The 21879-nt window shown below is 65.3% G+C and carries 21 protein-coding genes and 1 pseudogene; 13 read left to right on the top strand and 9 right to left on the bottom strand.

What is annotated here, in order from left to right; all coding sequences use genetic code 11:
- Positions 1–14: 14 nt before the first annotated feature.
- Complete coding sequence (locus tag XH93_RS26775; protein ID WP_194469785.1) at positions 15–1094, bottom strand: hypothetical protein; 1080 nt, start codon at positions 1092–1094, stop codon at positions 15–17.
- Between the two features lie 233 nt (positions 1095–1327).
- Here XH93_RS26775 and XH93_RS26780 point away from each other — a divergent pair, with 233 nt between their 5' ends.
- Positions 1328–2377 (top strand): patatin-like phospholipase family protein, encoded by a 1050-nt coding sequence (locus XH93_RS26780; protein WP_194469786.1) that lies wholly within the window; start codon positions 1328–1330, stop codon positions 2375–2377.
- 2 nt (positions 2378–2379) lie between these two features.
- Here the strand turns inward: XH93_RS26780 and XH93_RS26785 are convergent, their stop codons facing one another.
- Positions 2380–2808, bottom strand: coding sequence for a CBS domain-containing protein (locus tag XH93_RS26785; protein WP_139484558.1), 429 nt, complete (start codon positions 2806–2808; stop codon positions 2380–2382).
- 189 nt (positions 2809–2997) lie between these two features.
- A complete protein-coding gene (locus XH93_RS26790; protein ID WP_194469787.1) occupies positions 2998–3795 on the bottom strand; it encodes a rhomboid family intramembrane serine protease in 798 nt (265 codons plus the stop codon).
- 737 nt (positions 3796–4532) lie between these two features.
- On the opposite strand from XH93_RS26790, the gene XH93_RS26795 reads away from it, so the two are divergent.
- From XH93_RS26795 to XH93_RS26810, 4 genes are all read left to right on the top strand, one after another.
- Complete coding sequence (locus XH93_RS26795; protein WP_194469788.1) at positions 4533–5087, top strand: PAS domain-containing protein; 555 nt, start codon at positions 4533–4535, stop codon at positions 5085–5087.
- A gap of 63 nt (positions 5088–5150) precedes the next feature.
- Positions 5151–5591, top strand: a complete 441-nt coding sequence (locus XH93_RS26800; RefSeq protein ID WP_194469789.1) for a cupin domain-containing protein — start codon at positions 5151–5153, stop codon at positions 5589–5591.
- 131 nt (positions 5592–5722) lie between these two features.
- Complete coding sequence (locus tag XH93_RS26805) at positions 5723–7456, top strand: adenylate/guanylate cyclase domain-containing protein (RefSeq protein WP_194469790.1); 1734 nt, start codon at positions 5723–5725, stop codon at positions 7454–7456.
- A 238-nt stretch (positions 7457–7694) separates the two neighbouring features.
- Positions 7695–8297: a lipopolysaccharide assembly protein LapB gene (locus XH93_RS26810; RefSeq protein WP_194469791.1), complete on the top strand. Its 603-nt coding sequence runs from the start codon at positions 7695–7697 to the stop codon at positions 8295–8297.
- A 105-nt stretch (positions 8298–8402) separates the two neighbouring features.
- Here the strand turns inward: XH93_RS26810 and XH93_RS26815 are convergent, their stop codons facing one another.
- On the bottom strand, positions 8403–8798 hold the full coding sequence (locus XH93_RS26815; protein ID WP_194469792.1) for an ester cyclase: 396 nt from the start codon (positions 8796–8798) through the stop codon (positions 8403–8405).
- Between the two features lie 191 nt (positions 8799–8989).
- On the opposite strand from XH93_RS26815, the gene XH93_RS42470 reads away from it, so the two are divergent.
- Positions 8990–10147, top strand: coding sequence for a DJ-1/PfpI family protein (locus XH93_RS42470; RefSeq protein WP_246799308.1), 1158 nt, complete (start codon positions 8990–8992; stop codon positions 10145–10147).
- 181 nt (positions 10148–10328) lie between these two features.
- On the opposite strand, the pseudogene XH93_RS43140 reads toward XH93_RS42470, so the two are convergent.
- Positions 10329–11318, bottom strand: a pseudogene (locus XH93_RS43140) (acyl-CoA dehydrogenase family protein); the annotation flags it as partial.
- A 221-nt stretch (positions 11319–11539) separates the two neighbouring features.
- On the opposite strand from XH93_RS43140, the gene XH93_RS26825 reads away from it, so the two are divergent.
- Positions 11540–13897 (top strand): Orn/Lys/Arg decarboxylase N-terminal domain-containing protein, encoded by a 2358-nt coding sequence (locus XH93_RS26825; RefSeq protein ID WP_194469794.1) that lies wholly within the window; start codon positions 11540–11542, stop codon positions 13895–13897.
- Between the two features lie 18 nt (positions 13898–13915).
- The gene (locus XH93_RS26830; protein ID WP_194469795.1) at positions 13916–14476 is read left to right on the top strand and encodes a GNAT family N-acetyltransferase; all 561 of its coding nucleotides are present in this window, start codon (positions 13916–13918) and stop codon (positions 14474–14476) included.
- Positions 14477–14702: 226 nt separating this feature from the next.
- Here XH93_RS26830 and XH93_RS26835 read toward each other — a convergent pair whose 3' ends face one another.
- The gene (locus XH93_RS26835; RefSeq protein WP_139484547.1) at positions 14703–14924 is read right to left on the bottom strand and encodes a dodecin; all 222 of its coding nucleotides are present in this window, start codon (positions 14922–14924) and stop codon (positions 14703–14705) included.
- Between the two features lie 222 nt (positions 14925–15146).
- On the opposite strand from XH93_RS26835, the gene XH93_RS26840 reads away from it, so the two are divergent.
- Complete coding sequence (locus tag XH93_RS26840; protein WP_194475346.1) at positions 15147–15719, top strand: HdeD family acid-resistance protein; 573 nt, start codon at positions 15147–15149, stop codon at positions 15717–15719.
- 107 nt (positions 15720–15826) lie between these two features.
- Here XH93_RS26840 and XH93_RS26845 read toward each other — a convergent pair whose 3' ends face one another.
- On the bottom strand, positions 15827–16207 hold the full coding sequence (locus XH93_RS26845; protein WP_194469796.1) for a hypothetical protein: 381 nt from the start codon (positions 16205–16207) through the stop codon (positions 15827–15829).
- Positions 16208–16352: 145 nt separating this feature from the next.
- Complete coding sequence (locus XH93_RS26850) at positions 16353–17090, bottom strand: hypothetical protein (RefSeq protein ID WP_194469797.1); 738 nt, start codon at positions 17088–17090, stop codon at positions 16353–16355.
- Positions 17091–17506: 416 nt separating this feature from the next.
- Here XH93_RS26850 and XH93_RS26855 point away from each other — a divergent pair, with 416 nt between their 5' ends.
- The 4 genes from XH93_RS26855 to XH93_RS26870 all read left to right on the top strand — a co-directional run bounded on the left by XH93_RS26855 (position 17507) and on the right by XH93_RS26870 (position 20516).
- Complete coding sequence (locus XH93_RS26855) at positions 17507–18451, top strand: ornithine cyclodeaminase family protein (RefSeq protein ID WP_194469798.1); 945 nt, start codon at positions 17507–17509, stop codon at positions 18449–18451.
- 348 nt (positions 18452–18799) lie between these two features.
- On the top strand, positions 18800–19447 hold the full coding sequence (locus XH93_RS26860; protein ID WP_139484543.1) for a hypothetical protein: 648 nt from the start codon (positions 18800–18802) through the stop codon (positions 19445–19447).
- An 8-nt stretch (positions 19448–19455) separates the two neighbouring features.
- Positions 19456–19848, top strand: a complete 393-nt coding sequence (locus tag XH93_RS26865) for a hypothetical protein (protein WP_194469799.1) — start codon at positions 19456–19458, stop codon at positions 19846–19848.
- A 176-nt stretch (positions 19849–20024) separates the two neighbouring features.
- Positions 20025–20516 carry a cupin domain-containing protein gene (locus tag XH93_RS26870; RefSeq protein ID WP_210340402.1) on the top strand — a complete coding sequence of 164 codons (492 nt, stop codon included), beginning with the start codon at positions 20025–20027 and terminating at the stop codon, positions 20514–20516.
- Between the two features lie 242 nt (positions 20517–20758).
- Here XH93_RS26870 and XH93_RS26875 read toward each other — a convergent pair whose 3' ends face one another.
- Positions 20759–21736: an alpha/beta fold hydrolase gene (locus tag XH93_RS26875; RefSeq protein WP_194469800.1), complete on the bottom strand. Its 978-nt coding sequence runs from the start codon at positions 21734–21736 to the stop codon at positions 20759–20761.
- Between the last annotated feature and the right edge of the window lie 143 nt (positions 21737–21879).

Consider the following 21879-nt stretch of genomic DNA (forward strand, 5'->3'; position numbering starts at 1 on the left):
AGCGGCTGCCGCTGTCAGCGCGCAATGACCTCGACCTCGCCGTCGACGCCGTTGACGACGTTGAAGGGCCGTTCGAACACCTTGCCCTCGTTCTTGGCGATGGCGCGATACTCGCCTTCGGAGAGCACGACGCGCGGGAACGCGCCGATCGATTCCTTGATGACGTCGCCGCCCGGCGTGATCACCGACCATGCGGTGTTGGCGAGCGCTTCGCCGCCCTTTTCGCCGACCAGCTTCAGCGTGATGACGGCGGCGCGATGGGTGACGGTGACGTCGGTCAGCTTGCCGGCGGTGACGCGGATATCGGAGCGCACCACCGAGTTGGCGTCGCCGTAGTTGGAGACGATGTAGTAGGTGCCTTCCGGCAGCAGCGCGACGTCGCCGGCGGCGACGTTGGGCACCAGCGCGCCGCGGTCCGAGCCGTCGAACTGGCTGCCCTTGAAGATCGCAAACGAGATCTGGTTGCCGGGGATCTTGCTGCCGCCGACCCGGCCCTCGATCCGCAGACCGCCGGCCGGCAGCACGAAGGACTCGCGGTCGGTCTCCGACTTCAGGCTGACGGCGCGCACCGCGCTGACCAGACCGAGCGCGACATGGACGACGTAATTGCCCGGCGGCAGCACGATGTTGGGGGTCGCCCCGCGGTCCTCGCGGATCAGCTTGAAGGTGCCGTTCTCGTCCGGCTTGTCGGCGAACACCCGCCACACCAGTCCGCCATTGATCGCGGGCAGGTCCTTGCCGTATTTCGCCGTCAGCGAGAGCACGGCCTGGGCCGAGGTCGGGGTGCCGGGCGGCGGCGGCGCCGGCGGGACCGTGGCGATCGACGGCTGGACGATGGTCGGCTGGCTCAGCGGGCCCGGCAAGGTCGGTCCGGATCCGGCCCCGGAGGGCGGCGCCAGATTGAGCGCCGGGGCGGACGGCGCCTCGGGGACCGAGGCCGGCGGAACCGGCGGTGGCCGGTCGCTAAACCATTGAGCCGATGCGGAAGTAGGGATCAGGGCAAGTACCATGGCGGCAAGCGCAATGAGCGGAAGCAGCCGTCTGCCCCGCCCGCATCCGCCGATGCCATTGCCGCCCCTGGAAGTCATCGTCATGCTTTTCAACGAAAACGCGGCAAATTCAAGCCTTGGTGACGGCCGGGATGCAGCCGTCCCCCGCCAGGAACCCGCCGATCAAGCGGATGTTAGCTCCACGTCGCGGTCCAGTCACAATCCCTACCTACGGCGGTCAGTGGCCTGAATCATGCCTTCAGGACTAACCATGAAGATGGGCAAGTGTGGCGAAGCCGCGCTGCGAGGCCTAAGCTCGTGCTGGCAGGAGATTTGTCGTGTTGGATAGCTGGATGGGCCGAGGCCACAAGAGCTCCGACGGCCCCGACAAGGTAGGACTGGGACCGGTTCGCCGTCCCGTGATCGGGCTCGCGCTCGGCGGCGGCGCGGCGCGCGGCTTTGCCCATATCGGCATCATCAAGACCCTGCTCGCCCACGGCATCGTCCCCAACGTCGTCGTCGGCACCTCGATCGGCTCGGTGGTCGGCGGCGCCTATGCCGCCGGGCATATCGAGACGCTGGAGCAATGGGCCCGCAGCCTGCAGCCGCGCAGCGTGCTCGGCTATCTCGACATCCGCCTCAACGGCTCCGGCCTGATCCGCGGCGCCAAGCTCGCCGCCGAGATCGAGGCGGCGCTGGGCCAGATCCTGATCGAGGACCTGACGGTCAAATTCGCCAGCGTCGCGACCGAAGTGCGCACCGGCCACGAGATCTGGCTGACCCACGGCCGCGTGGTCGACGCCATGCGGGCCTCCTACGCCCTGCCCGGCATCTTCGCGCCGGTCCTGATCGGCGACCGCTGGCTGGTCGACGGCGCGCTGGTCAATCCGGTGCCGGTGTCGGCGGCGCGGGCGCTCGGCGCCGAGATCGTGATCGCCGCCAATCTCTCGAGCGACGTGTTCGCGCACTCGACCACGATCTACAATCACGGTGCGGCAGCGCCGGCCCCCGAAGTGACGGTGGCGGTGACCGCCGATGCCGAGATCGAACCCGAGCCGCCGAAGCGCCGGTTCGGCCGCTTCTTCTCCGCCGAGCGCACCGTCAAGCGCGAGTTCTTCGGCAGCGCGACCCGGCCCGGCATCTCCAGCGTCATGGTCGACGCCTTCAACATCATGCAGGACCGCATCACCCGCGCGCGCCTCGCCGGCGATCCGCCGGACATGCTGATCTCGCCTCGCGTCGGCCAGATCGGCTGGTTCGACTTCCACCGCGCCGACGACCTGATCGCGCATGGCATCCGCGCGGCCGAGCGCGCCATCGGCGCGATCGAGGAAGCGATCGATATCCTGGTGCCGCCGTCGACCGGCAACGGCAGCGTGGGCAAATAGAATCAGGCCGTCTTGATGTAGTCGCGCAGCGCTTCCTGCTCGAGCTCGTATTCCTGCACGCGCCACTTGACGATATCGCCGATCGAGATCAGCCCGACCACCTTGCCGTCCTCGACCACGGGCAGATGGCGGAATTTGCCGGTGGTCATCATCTCCATGATGCCGCTGACCGTGTCGGACTCGCGGCAGCTCACGACCTTCCGCGTCATCACCGCGCTGACCGGCTCGTCCAGCGCGCCGGCGCCGCGTTCGCCGAGCACGCGCACGACGTCGCGCTCCGAGAGGATGCCTTCTATCCGGCCCTGATCCATCACCAGCACCGCGCCGATCTTGCGTTCGCCGAGCAGCTTGACCGCAGCCGAAAGCTTTGCGCTCGGCTCGACGCTCATGATCTGGTGGCCCTTGGTATCGAGAATGGAGCGTACCGTCATTGTCGTCTCCCTGAATCCGATCGCGTCCCCTTGCGCGGGGATCGAACCTGTTCGCCAGAGTCTTCAATCAACAGTTCCGCGCCGATTTCGGTTCCGGGGCGCGGTTGACAGCGGGGCTGTATGTCTCAGCCGGTTTCATCTCGCGTTGCAAGGATGATGGAGGAATTCGCCGTGAGCCGCAAGCGGCGTTCAGACGTGGCCGGACTGGTCCACCGATGACGCATCTGCAGCATCATCCCGCGCGCGCGGCACCGGATCGAACAGCGAGAACAGTAAGAGCCCGGCCAGGAAGCCGCCGATATGCGCCTGCCAGGCGACACTGACATTGTCGCCGCCGATCGCCAGCGAGCCGACGCCGAACACGATGTTGACGCCGAACCAGATCGCCAGGAAGGCCAGCACGCGCCCGTTGCGCAGCGCGCGCGACAATGACAGCGCTGGCACCCGGGCAGCCGCGTCGGCGTCGCCCCGGCTGAACGACAGGAAGCTGCCGCGGACGAAGGCAAAGCGGATCGCCGCCGCCATCGTGCCCGACACCGACGCCGATGCGCCGATCATCGGTGCGATGGCGTGCTCATGGGTCAACAGATGCGCGAGCGCGCCGGCGGCCGCCGTCACCGCCATGAAGACGAAGAAGCGCACCGCGCCAAAACGCCGTGCCAGCGCACTGCCGAACGGCAACAGCCACAGCACGTTGAAGCCGATATGGGTGAGATTCGCGTGCAGCAGCGAATAGGTGACGAAGGTCCAGACCTTGGCGCCGTCGCCGCCTGGAAAGGTGACGTCGAGCAGCGTCGAATCGTAGCGCTTCGGGATGAAGCCGAAGACGTCGATGGTCCAGTTCTCGAGCTCAGGCGGCAGCAACACCCGCAGATGGATCACCGCGATCAACACGATGTAGGCGGTGAGCGCCGGCGGCAAGGTCAGGATCGGCTCGCGCGGCGCCTCCGGCGGCGGGGCGATCGGGGATTCGGGATGGGAGTCCAAGGAGCCGACGACCTCGCATGCGGAATAAGCCTCAGATAGGCGGCTTTGGCGGCGCTGTGCAAGTGCACAATCGGGAAAAGAGTTGGGGCCGCGGCGGCTGAGGGCAAGCGGAGCTGCGGTTGCGGGTGCGTCGCAGCACGTCCCTGAGGATGGCCCGTTTCATCAAACCGCAGCAGCCGCAGAAGCGCGGCCGATTGTGGCCGCCCGGCTCGCATCGTCCCGCCCGGCTCGCTTCGCTGGCGCACAATCGAGGTCGGTGCAGGCATCCGCGCATGCCGCTCACGACAGCGCGGCAATCGTCGATCCCCGCATTCGTGCGCAGCGGTCGATGACGCGACCTACCCGTGTGACAGAACCAAAAAGAAAAGGGAGGGGCGCTGAGAACACCCCTCCCCGACTTTGCTGACCTTCTCGCGCCCCTGAGGGATCGGGGGTGCATCCCCACCCCTCCCCGCGCGACGACCAAACTGTTTGACGCCACCTGTAAACGTGCGACGCCGGCGCTTGGGGCAGCCGGCCCGAACGGGAATGCGCGGGACCCTACGCGGGCCGGCCGCGGTCGCCAAGCCTATAGTTAAATTTACGTTAACAGCGCAAAACCGTCGATAACGCGCCGAAAACGCGCCCCCGGCATGGACGCTGCAATGCCTTCCCTGCACAACAGAGAAGGGAAGGCGTTTGAGCGGAACCGGGACAGATGTGTCGTGGTGAGACAGGCGCCGGGCAAGGTTCTTTAGATGAAACACTCGTCCAGCCGCGCGTTTTTCGCTTACTGGAATGCGAAGCGCGGCCCTGCGCGCGCACCCGACCGGAGCGAGTTCGAACCGTCAGCGGTGCGCGAGCTGCTGGCTGACATTTTCGTGCTGTCGTATGACGGCGAGGCCGGTTACCCGTTCCGCGTCGCCGGCACCCGCACCTCCGCCCTGCTCGGCTGCGACCTCAAGGGGCGAAGCTTCTCCGCCATGTTCAGCGGCGCCAGCCGTCGCGAGGTCGACGACATCATCACCTGCGTTGCGGAGGAGACGCTGCCGGCGATCGCCGGCGTGACCGCGACCACCGGGAGCGGCGCCAAGGCGCATCTCGAATTGCTGCTGCTGCCCTTCACCGCGCGCGTCCATGTGCCGGCGAGCCTGACCGGCCTGCTCGCCCCGTTCGAGGACGATGCCACGGCGCTGCGCGACCTGACGCTGACCTCATGGCGCTATCTGCATCCGCCGGAGCGGTTCGTGCCGCGTGCACTGCGAAAGCTCGCCATAGCGCGCGGCTTCACCGTCTATGAGGGCCTGAGCTAGCGAGAGACGTTCACCCACGATGATGCTACGATCCAGCGTTCCACGAGGACGGAGCATCATCGCATGGACGCCGTGACGCCGCAGCGTGCCGACACGCATTCCCACATCGTTCGCCCGCAGGACATGGAATGGCAGCAGACCCGCTTCCCGGGCTGCGAGGCCAAGACGCTGCTGTTCGATCGCAAGACCGGACTGATGACCGCCCTGATGCGCTTTGCGCCGGGTGCGGTGCTGCCCGATCATGAGCATGTCAATATCGAGCAGACCTTCGTGCTCGAAGGCGCCCTCGTCGACAAGGAAGGCCCGGCCGAGGGCATGATCTGCGGCGCCGGCGAGTTCATCTGGCGCGAGGCCGGCAGCCGCCACGTCGCCTGGTGTCCGCAAGGCGGCCTGATGCTCGCGATCTTCCAGGTGCCGAACAAGTTCTTCGAGGCCGACGGCCGCGTGGTCGATGCCAGCGGCCAGGACTGGGATGAGGCCTGGGGACATACGCGGAAGGCCTAACACCCTGCCCTGCCCCGTCCTGCTCCGGCGGCCCGCTTGCGCGGCGCGCCGTGGAACTCTATTAGCTGGTCCGCCGGGATGACGGGTCGCCTTCCCGCAGTTGGCATCCGCGGCCGGGCTGGCGCAGGGGCATGTTTCGAAGCTCGATCAGGCAGAAGATCGTCGGCATCGCCGCGGGGCTGATCATCCTCGCGGTCGTGACCTCGCTGCTGTCGATGGTGATGGCGGGCCGCGTCGGCCATCTGCTCGACGAACTCACCAACCGCTATATCCCCGCCTACGGCCATCTCGCCCGCGTCAATGTCCGCGCGCTGGAGCGCTCGCTGGCGATGCGGCGGATGATGATGGCGAAGATGCAGGGGCCGGCGGAAGACGCCAGCTACGAGACCGCGCGAAAATCGTTCCAGGAGATCGAGCCCCTGATCAAGAGCGAGGCCGATGCCGCGCGCGAGCTGATCGACGCGATCATCGCCGATCGCTCGACGCCATCGGACAATGCGGCGCTCGGGCGCCTCGACGACCGCATCGACAACGCGGTCAACGACCTGCTGGTGCGGCTGAACGCCGAGAACAAGACCCTGCTCGAGCAGATCGAGGCCAAGGACATTGCCGCTGCGCGCCAGACCTCGCTGCGCGCGGACGCGCTGCGCGACGAGTTCAACACCAGGATCGACGCCATCCGTGCCGACATGCTGGCCCAGGTCGGCTTCGCGGCGAGCACGGTGATGGGCGCCCAGCACCAGGCCATCATCGTCTCGGCCGTCGTCACCGGCATCGCCGCGATCCTCGGCTTCGTGTTCGCGATGCTGGTCGGCAGCGGCATCACCGGGCCGGTGATGCGGCTTTTGGAAGGCACCCGCGCGGTCGAGGCCGGCAAGCTCGACGGCAGCATCACCATCACGACGCAGGACGAGATCGGCCAGCTTTCGGCCGCCTTCAACCGGATGATCGAGACGCTGCGCAACAACCAGCGCATCCGCGAAACCTTCGGCCGCTACATCAATCCGCGGATCGCCGAAGGCCTGCTCGACCAGCCGGCGATCGCCGCCACCGAAGGGCAGCGCCGCGTCATGACGGTGATGTTCTGCGACATGAAGGGCTTTACGTCCTTGAGCGAAGGCGTGACGCCGCGCGGCCTGGTCAAGATCATGAACCTCTATCTCTCGACCATGTCGGAGCCGATCCACGCCCATCGCGGCATCATCGACAAATATATCGGCGATGCCATCATGGCCTATTGGGGCGCGCCGTTCGTCGAGGAAAACGAGCAGACCCATCTCGCCGCGCTCGCCGCGATCGACATGACCGGGCGCGTCGCCCAGCTGCGCAAGGATCTGCCCGAGCTGCTCGGCGTGCGCGCGATCCCGACCGACTGCGACGTCCGCATCGGCATCGCCACCGGCGAAGCGCTGGTCGGCAGCATCGGCTCCGAATTCATGATGAGCTATACCGTGCTCGGCGACACCGTGAACCTCGCCTCGCGGCTGGAGGGCGCCAACAAATATTACGGCAGCCGCAGCCTGATCTCGGAAGCCACCGCCGCCGGCTGCGCCGATACCATCGCGCTGCGCGAGATCGACCGGCTGGTCGTGGTCGGCCAGAGCCAGCCGCAGACCGTGTTCGAGATCATGGGCCAGAAGGACGCCCTGACGCCGGCGCAAACGCTGCTGTGCCAGCACTATGCGGAAGGCCTCGCGGCGTACCGCGCACGCAGCTGGGACGATGCGGCACGCGCCTTCGCCGCCGCGCTGGAAGCCGTCCCCGGCGACGGTCCGTCGCTCGCCTTGAAGACGCGCGTCGAGAGCTTTCGGCAAAATCCGCCGGCGCCGGACTGGGACGGCGCGTGGCGTCTGGAGAGCAAATAGCGATCACTGCGCTGGGTCGGGCTGCTCACGGCGTCGAATCCTGACGCCGATGTTAGTTTCGGCTGTGCCGTCCTTGGTATCGCATACGCCCTCACCTACGCGCCTCACTCTTCGAAAACGACAGCGCAACTGTCACACGCGTCGCCGCAGACAATTTTTCGCATTGAAGGGAATGCGCGAGGCGACGGGGAGTTATTGCTTCAAACCGGCACTCGCCCGGTCGAAGCGGGAGGTCCCCATGATCAAGTCACCGATCAAGCTTGCAGCGGTTGCGACGTTCCTGACAGCGCCGCTCGTCCTGGTCTCGCCACCGGTTATCGCCGCAGGAGGCGGCGGTGGCGGCGGCGGAGGCGGCGATCCCTACGGATCGAGTTACAGCGGTCCCGCGTCATCGTCCCCTCAGCAGAGGGACAGAAAAACCACGCGCAGGACCAAGAAACCAACCAAGCAGTCGGCCTTCGATGATCCGGCGTTTCGCGAAGCCTACCGCACGGCCTATGCAACGATCTACGAACGCAACGACTATCTCGCAGCGATCGATCAGCTGCACGCGCTCAAGCATGACGACCAACCCAACGTCGCCAATCTGATCGGCTACTCCTATCGCAAGCTCGGCGACTTCAGGGAGGCGCAACTCTGGTACGAGCGCGCGCTGAAAGCGGATCCAAACCACGTGCTGACCTGGAACTATTACGGCCTTTGGCAGATCGAACAAGGCAACCGCGAGCAGGCGCAATATCATCTGACCCGGATTGCCGCGATCTGCGGCACCGGCTGCGACGAATATCGTTCGCTGGCGGCGGCGCTGGAAAAGCCGCCCGGGACCGGGCTGGTGTATTGAGAGACCGTAGCCCGCATCAGCCAACGGGTCGCCCGAACGCGCGCCCGATGACAGGCTCCGCGATATGTGGGAGATAGAACCCGGATGTCGCTGCGCTCATCCGGGCTACACTTTCTTTACTAGCTGTGCCTCGATCGCGGCCTTGTCGATCACCGACCAGACCTGCACGATCTTGCCCTCGCGGAATTCATAGAACACGTTCTCGGCAAACGCGACGCGCCGGCCGTCGACATCGAGGCCGAGAAACCTGCCCTTCGGCGAGCAGTTGAAGGCGAGCCGGCTCGCGACGTAGCTCGCGTCGGACACCAGCAGCTCGACGTTGAAGTGAAGGTCGGGAATATCGCGAAAGTCCTGCTCCAGCATCTCGCGATAGCCCGACAGACCGATCCGCCGGCCGTTGTGAGATACGTCGTCGTCGACGAATTGACCAAGCCGCGACCAGTCCTGCCGGTTCAGGCAAGCGATGTAGTTCCGGTAGATGCCGGGAAGGTCTTGGGTCATCGATCGCCTCCAGGTCTGCGAGTTCGCTCCGGCACGCATTGCCATGTGGGTAGTCGGAGCGCCGGCGCAACCAACGCCAGCGAGTCACGTTCAGGCGTGTCCGTTTTTGCGGGAATTTCGCCATTTCGACCGATGGGGTCGCTGGATAGTTTGCGCGCCGGGCGACGCGAACGCATACGTTGAGATGGATCATGAGTTGGCGATTTCTTGCATGGAGTGGCGCTGCCATCGCCGCGCTGGTTCCAATTGTCGGCGGCGCCTGGCTGCTCACCCTTCCCGCCGCATCGGCCATCAAGGTTCCGCCACCGATCGCGCAGCAGGAGCATGACGCAACGCTCGCGGCGCTGAAGCCGCTGAGGCGAGCGCGCCCGCTGATCGCGATCGTCGGCATCAACGACATGACCGAGACCACCGACTATCTGATGCCTTACGGCATTCTCAAGCGCGCCGACGTTGCCGATGTCGTGACGCTGGCGACGGGCCCCGGACCGGTGACGCTGTTCCCGGTGCTGAAGGTCGAGCCGGATACGACGACAGCCGCATTCGACACCGCGCATCCCGACGGCGCCGACTACGTCATCGTGCCGGCGATGAGCCGCGATGACGATCCGGCCGTGGTGCAGTGGATCCAGCGTCAGGCCGAGAAGGGCGCCGTGATCGTCGGCATCTGCGCCGGCGGCAAGGTCGTTGCGTCGACCGGCCTGCTCGACGGCAAGCGCGCCACCACGCATTGGTTCTACCTGAAGGGCTGGCAGGACAAGCATCCCAGGATCCAGTACGTCGCGGACCGCCGCATCGTGGTCGACCGCGGCGTCGCGACGACGACAGGAATCTCGGCGTCGATGCCGATGTCGCTCACCTTGATCGAGGCGATTGCGGGCCGCGGCAAGGCCGAGGCGGTCGCCCGCGACATCGGCCTGCCCGATTGGAATGCGCGCCACGACAGCGGCGCCTTCAAATTCACGCGCCCGTTCGCGCTGACCGCAATCCGGAACACGCTGGCGTTCTGGAACCGGGAGCAGCTCGGCCTCGCGCTGACCGCCGATGTCGACGAGGTCTCGCTGGCGCTGGTCGCCGACAGCTGGTCGCGGACCTATCGCTCGCATGCAGTGACATTTGCAAAGACCGACGCAGCGCAGACCACGCGCAACGGCCTGCGCATCTATCCGCAACAGGTTGCGGCGACCTGGCCCGCGGAGCGCCTGCTGCCCGCCGTCGGAACCACGCCGCCGGCGCAGGCGCTCGACACCACCTTGCGCGCAATCCAGACCCGATATGGCACGGATACGGCCGACTTCGTCGCGATGCAGCTCGAATATCCGCGGTCACCGGCGTCGCGCACCGAATAGCCGGAAGGCTCCTCAGAACCGCGTCGTGCCGAGCGGGAGGCCGAGGCTGATGCGCCCCGCGAGCACGTAGCTGTTCTGGGTCATCGCCACATGCTTGATCGCCGCCTGAACGTCGCGGGATCGACCGCTCGAGCGTGCCGGTCTCGAAGATCGCCGCGGTCCCGGCCGGTGCCGCGAGCATCTCGACGACGCGCGCGGCGCTCTCCGCGGCATTGGCGCAGGCGACCCGGAACAGCACCCGCGCTTCAATCAGGCGATCGCCGCCGGCATCGACCGCGGCCATCAGCTCGGTCATCGCCTCGATCAGCAGCGCCCGGGCAGACCGCACTGCGGCCTCGGCACGGCCGACCAGTGCCTGAACCAGTTCGCTGTCGCGGAGCTGGCCGCCGCCAGCCATCCGCGGCTTCTTGCCGGCGAGCGCAATAAAGGCGTCGAGCGCGCCGCGGGCGATTCCGAGCGGCACCACCGAGACCGTCCACGGAAACGCCGACAGCGCCGGCAGGCGATAGATGATGCCGGACTGCGTTGGCTGACAATCGATCAGGGGATGGACGTGGCTCGCGGGCACGAAGCCGTCCTCGACCTCGAAATCGCAGCTTCCGGTCCCGCGCAATCCGGATACGAACCAGGTGTCGTGAACGCGGACCTCGGCGCGATCGAAGTAGCAGCACAGCGACGGGCCGTCCTTGCCGTCGGGCCCCTTCACGCTGGCGAGCCCCATGAACCGCGTCGCATGATGCGCGCCGCTGCCGAACGGCCAGCGCCCGCTGACGCGGTAGCCGCCCTCGACCTCCACCGCCGTTCCGACCGCACCGGTGGCGCTGGCGATGAAGGCCATTGGTTCGGCGAACCAGCTCCGCACCACGTCTGCGGGCAGGTAGCCGCCGATCCGGCTCATGCCGGCGCCGTTGCCGACCAGCCAGCCGACCGAGCCGTCAAGCGCGGACGCCGCCTCCACGATGGTCATGAAGTCGAATGGCGAGAATTCCGGCCCGCCGAGCGCCTTCGGCAAATACAGCCGAAACAGTCCGGCCTCGGCCAGCGCCCGGAAGACGGCATCGGGGAGCCTGCGCTCGCGATCGAAATGCTGCCGTTGCTCGGCGATCAGCGGCGCCAGCCGCGCCACCGCGGCAAGATGGTCCGCAACACTGGCTTCCGCGCGTGCATGCATGATGCCCTCTCCAGCCGGAACATGCAGATTGTCGGACAACCTCTCGGGCCGCGCAAATCCGAAGAATTCAGCCACAGATGAACTGAATTCACCCAGACTTCTCCCATGCGCAAGCTCCCGCCGCTGACCGGACGCATCCGCGTGTCAGGCGCCCGCCCATTGTCATCTCATCGTCATGAAATGTGCCGACAGGTTCAGCCGGACCAGTTTCGGGGACTCGCATGGACTACTTCAAACGCTTCAACTTCCTGTTCGCCGCGCCGGTGTTCGAATCGGACGATCTCGAAGGCATCCGCTTCAACCAGATCATCAGCGAGATCGAGCGCTCCGGCTTCGAGGTGGTCCGCGCCCGCAAGCTGGAGGATGCCGAGATCGCGGTGCAGACCGATGCCGCAATCGGCTGCATGGTGGTCGACTGGGGCAAGAAGGGACTTGAGGGCAAGACGGCCGCGCTGATCAATCTGATGCGCCGGCGCGGCCTCGACTTCCCGATCATCCTGTTGATCCGCCGCAAGCGGTTCGAGGACCTGCCGGTCGAGGTGCTCGATTTCATCGACGGCTACGTGTTCCTGTCGGAGGAAACCCCGCCCTTCATCGCGAAAAACCTGATCAGCCGGCTCAAGCAATACGCCGAGAACCTGAAGACGCCGTTCTTCGGGGCGCTGGTCGACTATGCCGAGGAAGGCAACCAGCTCTGGACCTGCCCCGGCCATAATGGCGGCGTGTTCTACAGCCGCAGCCCGATCGGCCGTGTGTTCGTCGAGCATCTCGGCGAGGCGGTGTTTCGCGACGACCTCGACAATTCCGTGCTCGACCTCGGCGACCTCCTCACCCATGAGGGGCCGGCACTGAAGGCGCAGAAGGAGGCGGCGCGGATCTTTGGCGCTGAAAAGACCTATTTCGTGCTCAACGGTACCTCGACCTCGAACAAGGTCGCGCTCGGCTCGCTGGTCACCGACGGCGACCTCGTGCTGTTCGACCGCAACAACCACAAGGCCGCCCATCACGGCGCGCTGCTGATCGGCGGCGGCATCCCGGTCTATGTGCCCACCGTGCGCAACGCCTGGGGCCTGATCGGCCCGATGCGCTGGGATCTGCTCGACGAAGGTGCGCTGCGCGACCACATCCGCAAGCACCCGCTCGTCAAGGATGAGAACGCCTGGAAGAAGCCCCGCCCGTTCCGCGTCGCGGTAGTCGAGCAGTGCACCTATGACGGCACCATCCACTCCGCCGAGATGATCCTGAAGCGGATCGGCCATCTCTGCGACTACATCCTGTTCGACGAGGCCTGGGCCGGCTTCATGAAATTCCACCCGATCTACGCCGGCCGCTTCGCGATGGGGCTGGCCGATCTCGGCCCCGAGGCGCCGGGCATCATCGCGACGCAATCGACCCACAAGCAGCTCGCGAGCTTCTCGCAGGCCTCGCAGATCCACATCCGCGACCGCCACATCAAGGGCCAGAAGCGCCGCGTCGAGCACCGCCGCTTCAACGAAAGTTTTATGCAGCACGCCTCGACCTCGCCGTTCTATCCGCTGTTCGCTTCGCTCGACGTCGGCGCGCAGATGATGAAGGGCCGCTCCGGCGAGGTGCTGTGGGACGACACGATCCGGCTCGGCATCGAGCTGCGCAAGAAGGTCCGCGCCGTGAAGCGCGAGTTCGAGGAGAACGAGACGCGGACCGAGCGGCGCTGGTTCTTCGAGCCGTTCGTGCCGGATCGCGTGATGATCCCGGATGTCGCGCGCGAAGGTGGCGTGCACAACGTCGCCTGGGAGACGATCTTGACCGACCAGCTCGCGACCAATCCGTCCTACTGGCAGCTCAACCCCGGCCAAAGCTGGCACGGCTTCCCGGAGCTGACGGAAGGCTTTGCCATGACCGACCCGAACAAGCTCACGCTGCTCACGCCGGGCTTCGATCACGCCACCGGCGTCTACGCCGACCACGGCGTCCCCGCCCCCGTCGTCGCGCAATATCTGCGCGAGAACCGCATCGTCGCCGAGAAGAACGACCTCAACTCGCTGCTGTTCCTGCTGACGCCGGGCGTCGAGGCCAGCAAGGCCGGCACGCTGATCTCCGGCCTCGTCGCGTTCAAGAAGCTGCATGACGACAACGCGCTGATCGAGGACGTCATCCCGGAATTCTACCGCCGCCGTCCGAACCGCTATGCCGGGGTGCGGCTGCGCGACCTCTGCGGCGACATGCACCGCTTCTTCCGCGACGCCAATGTCAGCGCGCTGCAGGCCAGGCAGTTCCTGCCCGAGCATCTGCCCGAGATCGCGATGTCGCCGCGCGAGGCCTCGCGCTATCTGGTGCGCAACGACGTCGACTACCTGCCGATCGGCGAGATCTTCGGCCGCATCGCCGCCACGCCGTTCGTGGTCTACCCGCCCGGCATCGCCACCATCGTGCCCGGCGAGCGGCTCACCGAACGCAGCAAGCCGATGATCGACTATCTCAAGATGTTCGAGGCGAGCTTCAACGCGTTTCCCGGCTTCGAGGTCGAGGTCCAGGGCATCTACAAGGAGATCGACGATGCCGGCCGCGTCCGCTTCTACACCTACGTCGTTGCCGAGTAAGCGAGCGGACCGCCAACAATGGAGAATGATCACAAGATCACCGTCCGTGCGTCCCGCGACAGCGATGTCGATGCGATGCTGTCGATCTACCGCCACCACATCCGCCGCGGCGTCGAGGAGAGCGTCGACGACACCGGCACGCCGGAGCCCGACGATCTGCGCGACCGCCGCAAGAATTTGCGCAACACCCGCCTGCCGCATCTGGTCGCCGTCTGCGACGGCGAGGTGGTCGGCTACGCCTATGTCGTGCTGTTCCGCAAGCGGCCGGCCTATCGCTACACGGTGAAGCATTCGATCTACGTGCATCACCGCTTCACCGCGCGCGGCGTCGGCGGCAGGCTGCTGCAGGAATTGATCGACACCTGCGCCGCGGCCGGCTTTCGCCAGATGATCGGCTATATCGACGCCGACAACGCCGCCTCGCTCAAGCTGCACGACCGCTTCGGCTTCGCCCGCGTCGGGCATCTGCCCGGCGTCGCCTACCGCTACGGCCGCTGGTCCGACACCGTGATGGTGCAGCGCTCGCTCGCCGCCGGCGCAACCGCGCCGCCGCCACCCGCGCCGCTGTCGCGGCGGTGATGGCTATGTCGTCGCCGCGCGCACAACCGTCGTCCCGGCCTAGTGCGCAATTGCGCACCGGAGCCGGGCCCCATAACCACAGGGCTGGGTTGTTGAGGAACGCTGTGGCCCCAGCGTTGCGCAACAACGACCTTCGGTGGTTATCGGTCTCGGCTCCCGTGCGCAATTGCGCACTAGGCCGGGACGACACCGAGTATGTGGCGCGATAGCCGAGCTCCTCGCCCGCCTATTCCAGCGTAAACCCGACCCGCAGCGTCACCTGATAGTGCCGGACCTTGCCGTCCTCGATATGGCCGCGCGTCTGCACGACCTCGAACCACTTCATCTCCCGGATCGTCTTTGACGCGCGGCCGATGGCGTTCTCGATCGCCGCTTCGATGCTCTTCTCCGATGATCCGACCAGATCCAGCATCTTGTAGACGTGATCCTTGTCGTGAGTGGCGGGCATGTCGATCTCCTCTGTGGTTTGGACGGGATGGTGGGGACCGGTAGTCTCCTCAAATTGCCTGATGCCGTCGGCCGGCCGCCATTGCTGCGCGGCAGCACACCCGGCATCGTGAGTTAACGTGTCGCGGCGCTTGTGGTGCCAACCGCGTCACCCGCCTTGTCGGTGCGGGCACCTATGGTAGCATGGGGAGGTGCAGTCTATGGGAGCGATATCATGTCCACCATGTCGAGCTCACCCGCCACCCCTCCTCACAGCCTCGGATCGGGAGTTGCCAGCCTTCGCGCGAAGTGGGGCTGGATCGTCGCGCTTGGCGTGATCTACCTGATCGCCGGCGTGCTCGCCTTCGGCAGCGTGCTGTTTGCCACCGTCGTCAGCGTGCTGTTCGTCGGCGCGATGATGATCGTCGCCGGCGTCGCCGAGATCGTGAACGCGTTTCAGTTCAAATCGTGGGGCAAGTTCCTGCTCTGGATGGCGCTCGGCGCGCTCTATGTCATTGCCGGCTTCGTCACCTTCGAGAACCCGCTGCTCGCCGCCGTCACCTTGACGCTGTTCCTCGGCGTCGCGCTGGTGGTCTCCGGCATCGTCCGCATCTTCCTCGCCTTCGGCATGAATGCCGCCTCGTCCTGGGGGCTGGTCGCGCTCTCCGGCCTGATCACCTTCGTGCTCGGCGTCATGATCCTCGCCGGCTGGCCGGTCTCGAGCCTCTGGGTGCTCGGCATCTTCCTCAGCGTCGATCTGATCTGCGCCGGCGTCAGCTGGATCACGATGGGGCTGGCGCTGAAGCGCAGGACGTAACGTCGTCGCGCATCCGTAGGACGGGCTAACGAAGCGTAACCCGCCGTGTTTCCGCGGGGGAAGAATGGCGGGTTACGCCTGCGGCTAACCCGCCCTACAATGCGGCCTCAGGGCTGCGCGAGATGCCAGGCGCCGTTCAGAAAGCCGTCGCCGGTGATGTCGCCGGGCTTCTGGTCCTTGGCGAAGGTGTAGAGCGGCTTGCCCTTGTAGGCCCACTGCCTGGAGCCGTCGTCGCGGGTGATGACGCTGTAGCCGCCGTCGGCCTTGTCGCTGGTATCAGCCTTCAGCACCGGCCAGTTGGTCGCGCACGGACCGTTGCACGCCGACTTGCCGTCGCTGTCCTTGTCGAAGGTGTAGAGCGTCATGCCCTTGGCATCGGTCAGCACCGAACCCTTCGGCGTGGTTCCGGTCTTGGTCGGCGGCGCCGCCAGCGCGGCCGAGGCGAGCGCGAACGACATGGCGGTGGCGAGTACGAGCGAAGTCTTCATGGTGTCTCCCGTTTCGAATGCAAATGGCTTGCATGGGTAGGACGCCGCGCGACCGCGCCTATTCCGCCAAGGGCGCGGAAACAATTTTGCAAACAGCAATCAGCACGAGGGGAATAAAGCCAGATGCGCGTGCCGATACCGGCCGCTACCGCCTGATCTCCTCGACGGCGCGCACCAGCGGGCGGTCGGAGAGCTGGATCGGGCCGGAGAACGGCGTGCTCATCTCGATGATCAGGTAGACCGCGGCCGAGATCAGCGCCGCCGCGGCGATGTAGGTCGAGATCACCACCGCATTGCGCGGCGCGCGAAAGCCCAGCGTCGCGAACATCAGCGTCAGCCAGCCGACCAGGATGCAGATCAGCGGCGACGGAAACGAGCCGTCGGACTGCTCGACAAAGGTCCAGCGCTGCTGCACCGCCTGCCGATAGACCGAGCGCGCATCGTTCCACAGCGCGACCTTCTGCTCGTCGTCGAACCGCAGCTCGCGCAGACTGTTGCCGACCTCGTCGAGCAGATGCTCCGACACCTCGCTGGCCCGCGAGATCGGGACATCCCTCAACACCTGCTCGACATAGGCGAGCAGCCGCCGCCGCGGCTCGTCGGCGCTCTCGCCGAGCGGCCGCATGCTGCGGTCGAGCAGGATGATGTCGGTGGCGAAGACATGCAGATTGCGGTCGACCGCCACATAGGTGTTGGCCGCATTGTTCATCATCAGGCCGAGCAGCAGCGACGGCATGGTGACGAACAGCGCGACCAGCCGCACCGAGGTGTTGGTCTCGTCGGAGCGATGATGCTCCTTGAGCCGGCCATGAACGGCCATGGTGGCAAGCGCGGCACCGCTGAGCAGCACGAAAATCAGGACAGCGATGACGAATGCGACCACGGCCTTGCGAAACCTGCGAGAGAATCAGGCCGCAGGATAGCAAGTGCGGCGCGGCGGCGCATGCCGGTCGGGCCTCCCCAACCGCCGTCGTGGGGGCGCGCCGACCGAATGCCGAAAAACAACCCCATGCAAAGTAGCCGGATGGCGGGCCGGCGGTAGCCGGTGGTGGCGGACCGCGCTCGAACAGGCGAGCGCTCGAACAGGCGACTCGAACAGGCGACTTGACACGTCGGGCAACTCAGCATTAACCTTCCAATATTCCGAAATCCGCAAACGCCCCTCGCCCTCCCCAACCGGTATCCATCAAGGGTCCCAAAGCGCGATGGAATCATCGCGCTTTAGCTTTTTTTGTTTGAGCATGATCTTTCGGAAAACCGCTTCACACTTTTCCGGATCATGCTCCAGAGGAGACCATTGTGCATTTTGTCGACGACAGCGAGGTCAACCGCGTCCTGAGCTTTCCGGTCCTGATCGAGGCGATCGAGGCCGCGCACCGGCGGCCGAAGATTGCCGTGCGCGACGGCTATCTCGGCGACGACAAGGGCCAGCAGCTGGTGACCCGCAGCGCGGTCGATGCCGGCCGCTTCATGATGACCAAGTTGTACACCAGCTTTCCGGGCAATCTTGCCGCCGGCAGGCTGCCGGCCGTGCAGGCGGTCTGCGTGCTGTTCGACGGCCATGACGGAAGGCCGCTCGCGGTGATGGACGCCGCCGAGATCACCCACTGGAAGACGGCGGCGGACTCCGCGCTCGGCGCCAAACACCTGGCGCGGCCCGACGCCGAGACGCTGCTGGTGGTCGGCGCCGGCGAGATGGCGCACTGGCTGGTGCGCGGCCACCGCACCGTGCGGCCCTCGCTGCGGCGGGTGCTGATCTGGAACCGGACGGTGGAGCGTGCGCAGGCGCTCGCCACCCGGCTCGCAGGCGAAGACATCGCGGCCGAGGCGGTGACCGATCTCGACGCCGCAACCCGCGAGGCCGACATCATCACCACCTGCACCCGCTCGCGCGAACCGCTCGTCAAAGGCGCGAATTTGCGGCCCGGCACCCATCTCGACCTCGTCGGCGGCTTCACGCCTGACACCCGCGAGGCCGACGACGAGGCGGCGCGCCGCGCGCGCGTGTTCGTCGACCGCCGCGAATCCGCATTCGACGGCGTCGGCGACATCCTGCAGCCGATTGCCAGCGGCGCGATCCGCGAGACCTGTGTGCTCGGCGATCACTACGACCTCGCCACCGGCAAGGTCGCCGGCCGGTTGTCGAGTAGCGACATCACCTTCTTCAAGAACGCCGGCGGCGGCCACCTCGATCTGATGACTTGCGAGACGGTGTTTCGGCGGCTGGGCAAGGAACTGCGCTGACGGCGCGGCGTGGCGGCAGCGCCAGAGCGCGATGAAGCTAGGTTGGATCGGTTTGGCCTCGGGTTCCGTGCACCTCTCCCTTGGGAGAGGTCGATTTGCGCAGCAAATCGGGTGAGGGGTTACGGTCTATCGAGAGGGCGCCCTCACGCGGCGCTGCACGCCGACCTCTTCCCGGCGGGGAGAGGCGGACCGAGATCGTGGCGGAGCCGATTCAACCAAAACTCATCCCTGCTTCAGCAAGCGTATCCTGCATGAGCAAAGCGATATGCGGGTTCACCCCCCGCATATCGCCTTGCTCATGCGGACTACTTGCTGTGAATTGGTTACCCATTCTTGCAACCTTTGGTTATGTTGATCTATATCGGAGAAGAGCGCGTTCGTTCGCAGGGTGGCCAAATGCTTCGAGTTACAATTGTTGCTATTGCAGTCGCTATGGGATCCATACTCGATTTCGCGAAAGCCCAAACCCTGACGAGGGATGACGCGAAGGTCGAGCAGATTCTACGTGAACGTCCCGACCTTGCGATCTTCATTGTCGATGCGCGGATGAGGGATGAGAATGGTGAACCCATGCCTTGCGGCAAACTGACCCTCAGTCTTGCAGGTGAACACGGGCGAGTGGTTCGCATCGAGACACGCGTCGGCGGGCTCTTTGGTACCGATGTCACCGACGGTGGCCTCGCGGGGATAGCACCCGGGCTATACCTTGCTGCGGGAATAACGTGCGGCCTCGGCAATAATACCCATCTATTTCGGGGAAACTTTGCAAAATTCACGATACGTTCGGGCGAAATCATTGCGGCAGGCACAGTTGTTTTGGACTACAGGAAGGGCGGCTCATTTTTCAAGCCAACCTACTCCGGCTCTGCGCACGTTGAAGACTTTAGTCCGAAAACGCTCGCCTCGCTGAAGCAGCGGATTCCTGTAACGATGACCAGAGCCAAAAGACGCCTTATGACCCAGTTGAGCGAGCAGGAAAAGCGGAACGGCCTGTAGGCTCATGGATGGCAGCTAAGATGCCCATTAGCTCGAAAGTGAAGCGCTTCGGAGGTTTGATACTGATAGCTCTGGCAATCGCGCCGTCGCATGCGTTTACCGAGAAAAACACGGGCTGGTTTCTGAGGTTGTACGCCGACGGAAGTCCGGAAGACCGTCAAATGGTCGAAACCTATCTGTCGAACAATCAAAACGGCTTCCATTGGGCAAACGAAGCGCAGGCAATGGAAAGTCGTCCAAAGCTCTATTGCGCTCCGACCGAACTGACCCCGACCGGCGGCCAACTTTTGGAGACGGTCCGACTTCAAGTTAAAGCCGATCCCAGAACCCTGCTAATACCCTTCGGGTTCGCCCTGCTGCTCTCAATGCAGACGACATACCCCTGCAAATTTGCGCAGTAGAGCCGCCTAGCAAGTAGCCCGCATGAGCGTAGCGACATGCGGGACGACTTGCCCCGGATATCGCTTCGCTCATCCGGGCTACGGACTAAGGTGCAGCCATGGCCTGATTGACGCGAATGAACGGACTCGGCCCTTACGGGCAGAAGCGGATATCAACCTGCCGAATGGAGCACGCGATGCCAAACAGCGAGGAGATCGAGGCGAAGTCGCACAAGCCGGTGCCGCAGGGCTATGTGCTTGGTGCTGGAGAGGGTGAACACCTGATCCATTTTCGTGATGGCGGTAACATCTTCATCAAGGCCGACCCCATAACGGGGTCCAATAATTTTGGCCTGGGCATTCAGCAGCTACCTAAGGGCTCAGGCATTCCGGTTCACCGACACCTCGACAGGGACGAAGCCTTCTACGTTCTGGAAGGCACTGGCACGGTCACACTGAACGATGTGCGTCACTCTTGCGAAAGAGGTGGAACGATTTTCATACCCAGGAACACGTGGCATGGTTTCAGTAGTCCGGATCAGGAACTGGTTCTGCTGTGGATCATGGCGCCACCAGGCCTAGACGGTTTCTTTCGCGAAACCTGCAGCCGCCCCGGCGAACCGCGAAAGGAATTGACGCGGGAGGAGATCAACGCGATCGGTCTCAAATATGGAGCAGAATACACCTAGGCGGCCTCAAACATTTGCTCACAAGAGCCAAGACGCCGAGCAAGTAGCCGCATGAGCCAACGGGTCGCGCGAACGCGCGCCCGATGACAGGCTCCGCGACATGCGGGACCACTTGCCCCGGATATCGCTTCCGCCTTCGCTCTTCGAGCTTCGGCGGACAAGTCGCCCATCCGGGCTACGGACTAAGCGGCGGTGTCCGGAACGCAGATCGGACGGCCTGCGTCGCCGGAAGGCGATGCCCTTCATCGTCCGTGCTCGCGCAGGAATGCGACAAGTTGATCGGACAGGAAGGCGGGATTCTCGTCCGGCAACCAATGTCCGGTCTCCGGCGCGGTGCCGCCGATGACATTGGTGGCGAGGTGCTGCGCCATCGTCAGCTCGATCATGCCGTTGCTCTTGTCGCCTGCGAGAGCCAGCACCGGCATCGGCAGCTTGGTCTTTTCGAGCTCGGCGAACCGCGCTTCGTCCTGCGCGAATGCGCGATAGAGCTCGAAGCCCGCGCGCAGGCCGCCGGCGGCGGCGTAAGCGTCGGCGTAGACGCGGATGTCCTCGTCGTCGATCGGGCGGAATTCCCGGTCATGGATGAAGTCACGGATGAAGGCGAATTCGTGCCCGGCCAGCAGCAACTCGGGAATGTCGGGCTGTTGAAAGAAGCCGAAATGCCAAAGCTCCGGGTCGGGCTTATGCTTGGCCTCGATCCAGGCCGGCGTCGCCGGGATCGGCACATCGAGCATGGTCAGCGTCTTCACCTCACCGGGCCACTGCGCCGCATAGGCATAGGCGACCATGACGCCGATATCGCGACCGACCAGATTGACGTTCGACGCACCGAGCGAGCGGACGAGCGCGCGGATGTCTGCAGCCATGCCGGCCTTGTCGTAGCCGGACGCCGGCTTCTCAGATTGACCGGCACCGCGATAGTCGACGGCCACCACGCGATAGCCGGCGGAAGCGAGCTTCGGCATGACGTTGCGCCACGTGTACCAGGTCTGTGGCCAGCCGTGCAGCAGCACAACCACCGGCCCATCTTCGGGACCGCCGGCAACGTAATGCAGCCGCACTCCGTTGGCCTGCGCGTAGCGATGCGAGAACTGCGTGTCGAAAGCTGACGGAAGGCCGGCCGGCGCCCCGGCAGGAGCAGGCTGGCGCGGTTGGGCAAGCACGGGAGACGCGAGCGCCGCCACTATGACAGCGGCCAGGAAGCTTTGCTTGATTGCCATGATGATGAACCAAGTTCGTTGTGGCGCCCGACCTCCCGGAGCCATGTCCACAAGCGTGGGGCGCGCTGGTCACCTCGAAAACGATCGGCCCGAGTCGATGTTCCTATCCAGCCGGACGTCGAGCGCCGCGGCGCCAGCGCGGG

The organism is Bradyrhizobium sp. CCBAU 51753 (genome assembly GCF_015291565.1).
In the GTDB taxonomy this organism is placed as follows: Bacteria; Pseudomonadota; Alphaproteobacteria; order Rhizobiales; family Xanthobacteraceae; genus Bradyrhizobium; species Bradyrhizobium ivorense.

What these genes read in the sequence shown, in the direction of transcription:
- XH93_RS26775 (WP_194469785.1), bottom strand. Translation starts at nt 1,094, where the DNA reads ATGACGATGACTTCCAGGGGCGGCAATGGCATCGGCGGATGCGGGCGG.
- XH93_RS26785 (WP_139484558.1), bottom strand. Translation starts at nt 2,808, where the DNA reads ATGACGGTACGCTCCATTCTCGATACCAAGGGCCACCAGATCATGAGC.
- XH93_RS26795 (WP_194469788.1), top strand. Translation starts at nt 4,533, where the DNA reads ATGAAACACTCGTCCAGCCGCGCGTTTTTCGCTTACTGGAATGCGAAG.
- XH93_RS26800 (WP_194469789.1), top strand. Translation starts at nt 5,151, where the DNA reads ATGGACGCCGTGACGCCGCAGCGTGCCGACACGCATTCCCACATCGTT.
- XH93_RS26805 (WP_194469790.1), top strand. Translation starts at nt 5,723, where the DNA reads ATGTTTCGAAGCTCGATCAGGCAGAAGATCGTCGGCATCGCCGCGGGG.
- XH93_RS26810 (WP_194469791.1), top strand. Translation starts at nt 7,695, where the DNA reads ATGATCAAGTCACCGATCAAGCTTGCAGCGGTTGCGACGTTCCTGACA.
- XH93_RS26815 (WP_194469792.1), bottom strand. Translation starts at nt 8,798, where the DNA reads ATGACCCAAGACCTTCCCGGCATCTACCGGAACTACATCGCTTGCCTG.
- XH93_RS42470 (WP_246799308.1), top strand. Translation starts at nt 8,990, where the DNA reads ATGAGTTGGCGATTTCTTGCATGGAGTGGCGCTGCCATCGCCGCGCTG.
- XH93_RS26825 (WP_194469794.1), top strand. Translation starts at nt 11,540, where the DNA reads ATGGACTACTTCAAACGCTTCAACTTCCTGTTCGCCGCGCCGGTGTTC.
- XH93_RS26830 (WP_194469795.1), top strand. Translation starts at nt 13,916, where the DNA reads ATGGAGAATGATCACAAGATCACCGTCCGTGCGTCCCGCGACAGCGAT.
- XH93_RS26835 (WP_139484547.1), bottom strand. Translation starts at nt 14,924, where the DNA reads ATGCCCGCCACTCACGACAAGGATCACGTCTACAAGATGCTGGATCTG.
- XH93_RS26840 (WP_194475346.1), top strand. Translation starts at nt 15,147, where the DNA reads ATGTCGAGCTCACCCGCCACCCCTCCTCACAGCCTCGGATCGGGAGTT.
- XH93_RS26845 (WP_194469796.1), bottom strand. Translation starts at nt 16,207, where the DNA reads ATGAAGACTTCGCTCGTACTCGCCACCGCCATGTCGTTCGCGCTCGCC.
- XH93_RS26860 (WP_139484543.1), top strand. Translation starts at nt 18,800, where the DNA reads ATGTTGATCTATATCGGAGAAGAGCGCGTTCGTTCGCAGGGTGGCCAA.
- XH93_RS26865 (WP_194469799.1), top strand. Translation starts at nt 19,456, where the DNA reads ATGGCAGCTAAGATGCCCATTAGCTCGAAAGTGAAGCGCTTCGGAGGT.
- XH93_RS26870 (WP_210340402.1), top strand. Translation starts at nt 20,025, where the DNA reads ATGCCAAACAGCGAGGAGATCGAGGCGAAGTCGCACAAGCCGGTGCCG.
- XH93_RS26875 (WP_194469800.1), bottom strand. Translation starts at nt 21,736, where the DNA reads ATGGCAATCAAGCAAAGCTTCCTGGCCGCTGTCATAGTGGCGGCGCTC.